The following is a 6,687-nucleotide window of genomic DNA, read 5'->3' as shown; positions in this document are numbered from 1 at the left end:
TGCTTTCTTATCTTTCTTATCTTTTTCTTTTAATTCTTCTTTTGATAAGAGGTAATGAATAATATCTTCTTCAACATCGATAAACTCTTCAGATAAGTCATTAAGCTCTAACTCACCTTTTTTACCGGCGGGTTTCATCGCTGAAGAAGCAATAACCATGACAATTGCGACAATCGCAATAACTAAGGTGATCGCTTTAGCTAAAAACAACCCGTACTCATACAAAAATTCCAATACATTCTCCTGTTATTAACCTCATATGTCTAAATCGTTTATTGACTTGAGGCTAATATTTAAATTTATCTATTAGCTATATGGGGCATATTGCAAATAAATAAAGTTAATAAGTTAAAAAGGCAATAAAAAGGCAATAAAAAACCCTCCTAAGAGGGTTTTTTTAGTTGTTGCTAAAGTTATTTAACAACACCTGTATCTGTTACTTGAATTAATTGTCCCATAGTCGCAAAGAATACGGCTACTTGAGATTGCATCTCTTGTGTTGCTCTAGCACTTAACGCAGCATCAGGTGAAGCAGCATTAGCACGAGGGTCAAGTATTGAACTATGATGACCATGAACAAATCTTACCACACCAGAGCCAGCAGTAGTTTCACTAACAGCTTCCAAGCCTAATAAAGCAATAGCAGGTTCTGTGCCACCCATAGGTGTAAACGGTGCTCTGTTAGTCACTGTTTGGTCTGAAAGGTTGTCTGCGCCGTCACCAACAACTTCAATGAAGTGTGTAGGTGTTTGTGTTGCAGCTAATGCTTGTACATAAGCAATAGGGTCACCAGAATCAGTAACGGTTTGCGCGGCAAATGTAAACTGCGCGAAACCAGCATTTAGTGTTGCTTTTTGCTCAATAGATAAACCATCATAGAAAGCAAAATAGAAAGCACTTAGTTCGGCTTGAGTATAATCAGCAGGTAATGTTGCTGCAACTGCTGCGGCAAAGTCAGGCGATAACTGCATGGTTAAATTAGATTTAGCCAAGCCTTCAAATGCTGGAGAGTCTAAACCAAAGTTAGCTAACATTAAACCTGGCATAGCTAAAGAGGTACTAGCAATTTTGAATAATCCATCAATTTGTGGATTTAGTTCGGTATTTGCTAAACCAACAGCATTCATACCATATATACCACCTAATGAATGTCCTAGAAGGTGTACTTTACTGCTATCAATTTTAATTGGGTTACCATCGCTGTCAGCACCACCTAAAAAGTTCATGCCTAAACGCAAACCTAATAAATCAGCAGTACTTTGACGAGTATTATCACGCATACTCAGCATGCTACCCAAATTAACATAGTGTAATGTAGACACAGTACTGGTATTAATTTCATCAGTACCGTCACCGTCTAAATCAAAACCACGGCTACCATGCAATGGCTGATCAATTGCAACAGTTGCTATTCCAAATAAAGATAATATGCCAGTGATTGGCAACATTTGCTCTTTGGTTGAGGTAATGCCATGCACTAATATTGCTACTGGCCAACCGTTAGCAGGTTCTACTAATGGCTCTAAATCCATACTTGCACGCACTGGGTTAGCCCAAGCTAAATCAGGAGTAGTCATTTGCACATCAATCGGCATCATGACGCTTGTTGCTGGGATAGGGTTAAACTTAGTTAAATTACGTTCAGTATCAAGAGTGGCTAATCCTGGATTTTCGCTTGAGCTTAAATCACGTAAACCAAAATTCATACAAAAACCATCATTTGCATCTAACGCATCAGCAGGGATCGCCGCTGGGTTTGCTGCTGCTAAGCCAGCAAGTGTAGCGCCAGAATCACAACGTGCACGCCACCAGTCATTAACAGGAGCTAATGGGTTTTCAGCAGAAGGTACACCTGAGTAATAAGGAAGTGTAATTGAACCACGAATATAGTTTGCTGCTGAATATAATGGGATCAAACTTTCTGGAATTAAACCCGTTAATACGTTTGCAACTGAAATACCGGTATCGGCTACGCCAATTGCTGGGATTCCTTGTTGAGCATTAGCAACCATTTGAGGTACGCCAGCAGCCATCAAAGACTTAACCGTGCTTAATACACGCGTCGTTGATTGTGTTGTCATTGCAGCGGTATAAACAATAGTATCACTGCTAACCCCTGCTGCGACTACAGCAGCCTCATAACTATTAATTGCAGCTTGCAAACCTAATTGCGATGCACTGCCTAGTGGCAAAGTATTAATATCTTGACGTGCTAATTCATAGGTAGTTGAACCCGCAATAGCTTTACCATTGTTATCACGAAGATTGTTCGTCATTACCATAACATAGGTCGTTTCTGCTTTAAGCGGTTGAATCGGAATAAATAAAACATTATCGCCAGATTTTTGCGTAACAAAATCTTGCATGAATACAAGTTCACCAACAACTTTACAGGCAAGGCCACGAGTTACAGCAGTACAATCACTGTCATTCGCATCACCACCCATAATTGTTTCGAAGACTCTTACCGACGCAGGTTCAGAAGCACTAGCGGCATCTAAAGATGTACCCGCTGGGAATTCAATTCCAAGAGGAAAAGGCTGAGAAATAGACCAACCGTCCAGTGCACTAATGGCTACAAAAGGGTCTGAACCATCAGTTGGATCTGCAACAGGAATTTCTAACGTACCGTCAACGGTACCAGAAAAAATCAAGTCATTCGGAATAGAAAGTCCGGCAGCACCCGCACTTGGATTAAATTTAACACGAGCGGTTGGTGTTACGGCACTGCCGTTTTCAACCACTTCATTTTGAACATCTTTAATTGATTCATCATCACATGCCGTTAGTCCAAGAACACTGGCAATAGCAACACTAAGTACGAGCTTTTTCATTTTATCTCCCCACAGACGAGCTTTATATTATTTAGCTTTTTATGCTTTTATTTTTTATTTATCTGTAATTTCGTGAAGCGTAGCTCACAAAACTAACTTGTTCGACCAGTTAAACTTACCGTAAGAACTGCCTAAGTGCTAGCGGTTTCTTCTTTTATTATAACTTTAACTAACATTTTAGCTAAAACTTTTAAATATTACTCGTCAGTCAATAGGCCAAAGTAGTAGAATTACTGCCTTATTTACCTTCAAATAATTTGTATTGATACTATGTTTAATTACCAAATAACAGCAAATTCTTTAGCCAATAAAATAATTTTAGTTACCGGCGCAGGCGATGGTATTGGTCGCCAAGCGGCATTAACCTATGCTGAATTAGGTGCTACGGTTATTTTATTAGGAAAAACAACCGCTAAATTAGAGTCAGTTTACGACGAAATCATCGCACAAGGTTCCGCTGAACCTGCCATTATCCCCCTTGATTTAAAGGGTGCGACCAAACAGCACTACATAGATATGACCGCGACCATTGTTAATCAATTTGGTAAACTTGATGGCGCGTTACTCAATGCCTCAATGTTAGGTGAGTTAACACCTTACACGCAGATACATCAACAAATTTGGCAAGATGTAATGCAAGTTAATGTCACGGCTCAGCATCTAATGGCTCAAGCGTTAATCCCTGCATTACTGCTCAGTGATCATGCGTCATTGGTCTTTACCACCTCTGGTGTTGGTAATAGTGGTAAAGCTTATTGGGGGGCATACAGCGTTTCAAAGTTTGCAACAGAAGGGTTAATGCAAGTTATTGCTGACGAATACGAAAATACCACGTTACGTGTAAATGCGATAAACCCAGGCGCAACACGCACTAATATGCGTAACACTGCCTACCCAGCAGAACATGAAAACGATTCAGCAAAACCGGTAGATATAATGCCAGCCTATGTGTATTTAATGACGAGTGATAGTTTGGCTGTTAATGGCCAACGAGTTAACGCGCAAAAAGCAAAATAAGCAGCTAAAAAAAAGGCTGTAAGAATAAACTTACAGCCTTTATGTTTTATCAATTAAGAATTATCGTAATTCTCTTCTTAAAATTTTACCTACGTTGCTTTTGGGTAAGTCATCTCGAAACTCAACATACTTCGGTACTTTATAACTGGTTAAATTGGCGCGACAATGTTTAATCAGATCTTTTTCCGTTAATGTTTTATCCTTAAGCACAACAAATACCTTGACCGCTTCACCTGTTGCGTCATTATCTATACCAATAGCAGCGACTTCTAATACACCTTCATGCATCATGACCACTTCTTCAATTTCATTAGGATAAACATTGAAGCCTGAAACGATAATCATATCTTTTTTACGGTCAACAATTTTAAAGAAACCTTTATCATCCATAAGAGCTACATCGCCTGTCGCCAGCCAACCTTCTTTTAGAATTTCAGCCGTGTCCGCTTCGCGCTGATAATATCCTTTCATGACTTGTGGACCTTTTACCCACATCTCACCTGGTTCACCAATCTCAGCATCACTACCATCATCTTTAATGATGCGTATATCTGTCGATGACGCCGGTAAACCAATGTTGCCACTATAGCTTTTTTGATCATAAGGACATAATGTTACTAAAGGTGCACACTCAGTTAAGCCATAGCCCTCTAATAAACGTGTGCCTGTGACACGCTCCCATGCTTCACCAACAGAACGTTGCACTGCCATACCGCCGCCAAGCGACATTTTCAATGTACTAAAATCAAGGTCTTTAAAACCAGGAGTATTTAATAAGCCATTGAATAAAGTGTTAACACCAGTAATTGCGGTAAAAGGATATTTAGCCAGCTCTTTTACAAAACCAGGCATATCACGAGGGTTGGTGATCAATAAGTTGGTACCACCTAACGTTAAAAAGGTTAGGCAGTTAGCCGTTAATGCGAAGATATGATAAAGCGGTAATGCGGTGACCACGAGTTCTTTGCCATCTTCCATCAAAGGCTTTATTGCGGCTTTTGCTTGTAATAAGTTCGCAATCATATTGCGATGAGTCAGCATAGCCCCTTTTGAAACACCTGTTGTACCACCGGTATATTGCAAGAACGCAAGATCTTCTCCACAAAGTTCTACTGGCGTGTAAGCTTTGAGCATCCCCTGAGAGACAACTTTATTAAATCTAATGGTGTTTGATAATTTAAAGGCTGGTACCATTTTTTTAACATATTTGACCACACAATTAACTAGCGCACCTTTTACAGTACCCAGTCGGTCGCCTAATGAAGTAAGAATGACATGTTCAACTGAGGTATTATCAATGACTTTTTCTAAGGTACTAGCAAAGTTTTCAATGATTAACATTGCCTTAGTGCCTGAATCTTTCAATTGATGCTCGAGTTCACGGGCCGTGTATAGCGGGTTAACATTAACCACGGTCAAACCAGCAAGTAAAGCACCAAACAATGCAATAGGATACTGCAAACAATTAGGTACCATAATGGCAAACTTATCGCCCTTAACTAAACCTAAATCATTTTGTAAATAAGCAGCAAACGCTTTTGATTGTATCTCTAGATCTCGGTAATTGATTTCTGCGCCCATATTAATAAAGGCAGTGCGTTCGGCATAAATATCAACGTATTTATTGAACATATCAGATAACGAGGAGTACTTATCTGCATCGATTTCAAATGGGACACCGGGTGGATAACTTTTTTCAAGCCAAATTTTTTGCGTTTGTTGCACTTTGCGACTCCTCTAATAATAGCTTAACTGTAGACGATTATTGGTTTTACTCGATTAATACTTTTATATTTTACGTATTATTTTTTAATCGATATCGTCATTTTACTCTATATGAATGAATTTTTATTTTTTAAAACGGATGTTTGAATTTTCTTTTTACGTGATTACTGGTCTGATGTCTATAAATTTTAGCCACGTTTACCGTTTTCTCTTTATAAACGGTAACATTTAGAAAAAATCAGCCAATAAACTCTAAAATATGTCTACTAGTCTGCTCAGGTTCAGCCATATGGAAGTGATGTCCCCCAATTAATTTATAGCTGATAAAGTTATCAAACAATGGACCAAATTCTTTCAAACCGGTTTGTACAAATGACAAGCCTTTGTCACCATAAATTAATTGCACAGGAATTGTAATATCTTCAATAAACTGTTTTGCTTGCGCCAACGTCAGCCGATACGGGGATGTATTCCTTAAACGACGGTCAGTTCGCCAAATAAAGCCATTACCATCTTCAATAATCCCCCGTTCAACCAATAATTTTGCTTGTTGAAAGTTTAAATCAGACACTTGTACTCTAGCCTTAATTGCAGAATCTAAACTGGGGTGAAATTTTTTCTTTTTTGCTGAAGGCGATAATTGTTGATTGCACGTTAAACGACTTAACAGCCCCTTACGTAAATGCTCGGTCGCTTCCTCAGCTTCACCACTAATAAAGCCAATTGAATCGAGTAAGGTTAATGACTTAACCTTTTCAGGAAAAGCGGCTGAGAATGCTGATGAAATCATTCCACCCATTGAATGGGCAACTATATCAACTTTCTGCCAGTGATTTACTTCCCACAGCAATAACAAATCATAAACGTAATCGATAAAATGATAATGGGCATCAGCACTTCTGTGGGACGATAAGCCATGCCCCGGCCAATCTATAGCGATAACACGCTTACCTTTAAAGTAAGGTAACATAGGTACAAAACTAGCCGCGTTATCTAACCAACCATGTAGACACAAGACTAGCTCGTCGTTTTTGTCACCACAAGCTAGACCAGTCAGGGTGAGTTCACCTAAGTTAAAACTCACCTCTTCGACGTTATCGGGGATACGCAA

Annotated in this window: 4 protein-coding genes and 1 pseudogene; 1 reads left to right on the top strand and 4 read right to left on the bottom strand. The window is 39.2% G+C overall.

The annotated features are described in order from the left end of the window. Both H4J57_RS17165 and H4J57_RS17160 read right to left on the bottom strand, forming a co-directional pair. Positions 1-234: pseudogene (locus H4J57_RS17165) on the bottom strand (protease SohB); the annotation flags it as partial. 179 nt (positions 235-413) lie between these two features. Then, the gene (locus tag H4J57_RS17160) at positions 414-2,834 is read right to left on the bottom strand and encodes a VolA/Pla-1 family phospholipase (protein ID WP_182243709.1); all 2,421 of its coding nucleotides are present in this window, start codon (positions 2,832-2,834) and stop codon (positions 414-416) included. A 270-nt stretch (positions 2,835-3,104) separates the two neighbouring features. Between H4J57_RS17160 and H4J57_RS17155 the strand changes: the two genes are divergently transcribed. Further along, complete coding sequence (locus H4J57_RS17155; protein ID WP_070376239.1) at positions 3,105-3,851, top strand: YciK family oxidoreductase; 747 nt, start codon at positions 3,105-3,107, stop codon at positions 3,849-3,851. Between the two features lie 60 nt (positions 3,852-3,911). Here H4J57_RS17155 and fadD read toward each other — a convergent pair whose 3' ends face one another. Further along, positions 3,912-5,576: a long-chain-fatty-acid--CoA ligase FadD gene (gene fadD, locus H4J57_RS17150; protein WP_182217534.1), complete on the bottom strand. Its 1,665-nt coding sequence runs from the start codon at positions 5,574-5,576 to the stop codon at positions 3,912-3,914. A gap of 238 nt (positions 5,577-5,814) precedes the next feature. Continuing rightward, positions 5,815-6,687, bottom strand: coding sequence for an alpha/beta fold hydrolase (locus tag H4J57_RS17145; protein ID WP_182222479.1), 873 nt, complete (start codon positions 6,685-6,687; stop codon positions 5,815-5,817).

The sequence above is a fragment of the Colwellia sp. BRX8-7 genome (assembly GCF_014077275.1).
Lineage (GTDB): Bacteria > Pseudomonadota > Gammaproteobacteria > Enterobacterales > Alteromonadaceae > Colwellia_A.
The sequence above is the reverse complement of the archived record's forward strand: the minus strand, read 5'-3'. Positions and strand labels throughout refer to the sequence as shown.

What these genes read in the sequence shown, in the direction of transcription:
- H4J57_RS17155 (WP_070376239.1), top strand. Translation starts at nt 3,105, where the DNA reads ATGTTTAATTACCAAATAACAGCAAATTCTTTAGCCAATAAAATAATT.
- H4J57_RS17160 (WP_182243709.1), bottom strand. Translation starts at nt 2,834, where the DNA reads ATGAAAAAGCTCGTACTTAGTGTTGCTATTGCCAGTGTTCTTGGACTA.